1 protein-coding gene is annotated in these 973 nt (G+C 71.0%); it reads right to left on the bottom strand.

Annotated features, from left to right (window positions below):
* Positions 1 to 13: 13 nt before the first annotated feature.
* A protein-coding gene (locus JL106_RS20485) for an IS5 family transposase (protein WP_407940223.1) occupies positions 14 to 926 on the bottom strand; the annotation gives its coding sequence in 2 pieces (ribosomal slippage) (positions 14 to 553 and positions 555 to 926; 912 coding nt in all).
* Positions 927 to 973 lie beyond the last annotated feature (47 nt).

Raw genomic sequence — 973 nt, 5'->3', positions numbered from 1 at the left:
CTAGGGCGTGTCTCTATATGCGTGACCAGGTGATGCAGGCGGCGAGGATGACGGCGGCGCGGTAGGTGACGGCGAGTTTGTCGTAGCGGGTGGCCAGGCCGCGCCACTGTTTGGTCAGCGCGAAGTGGCGCTCGATGACGTTGCGGCCTCGGTAGGCGGTGCTGTCCAGGGTTCGGGGGCGGCCGCCGCGTGCCCCGCGGCGTCGGCGGGCGGTGATCTCGTCGGACTTCTCGGGGATCACCACCTTGATGCCGCGGGCGTGCAACGCACGGCGGTAGGTGCCGGCCGAGTATGCCCGGTCGGCGATCACCGCGTCGGGTCGGGTGCGCGCCCGCCCCCGGCCGAGCCGCGGGACGCGAAGCTCGCCCAGCACGGTGGCCAGCAGCGCGCCGTCGTTGCGCTGTCCACCGGTGATGACCACCGCGAGCGGTCGACCGTTGCCGTCGACCGCGGCGTGGATCTTGGTGGTCAGCCCACCGCGGGAACGGCCGATGCCGTGACCTGCAGGTTCAACGGCTCTGATCGGCCGATTCCTGTGATTCGACCCGGCCCCCTGTGTCCTGCTCGGGGCGGGTGGTGTTCGTCGCGTGCTGGTGAGCCCGAGCGATCGTCGCGTCCACCGACACCGCCCAGTCCACCTTGCCGGCCGCGTCGGCCTCGGCCAGCAACTGGGCCAGGACCCGGTCCCACGTGCCGTCCGCGGCATATCGGCGGTGCCGCTTCCACGCGGTCTGCCACGGCACGAACGGCTCCCGCGGCAGGTCCCGCCACGGGATCCCGGTCCGATACCGGTAGGCGATCACCTCGACCACCCGCCGACCATTGCGAAACGGGTGACCCCGCCGACCCTCGTTCGACGGCAGCAACGGCTCGATCCGCGCCCACTGCTCATCAGAGAGCACCCGGTACCGCCCAGACGACGTCACCAGCACAGACTCTCGCGAGCCTCACCACCACAATGGGAGACACGCCC

The sequence above is a fragment of the Nakamurella leprariae genome, assembly GCF_016918035.1.
Classification (GTDB): Bacteria; Actinomycetota; Actinomycetes; order Mycobacteriales; family Nakamurellaceae; genus Nakamurella; species Nakamurella leprariae.
The sequence above is the reverse complement of the archived record's forward strand: the minus strand, read 5'-3'. Positions and strand labels throughout refer to the sequence as shown.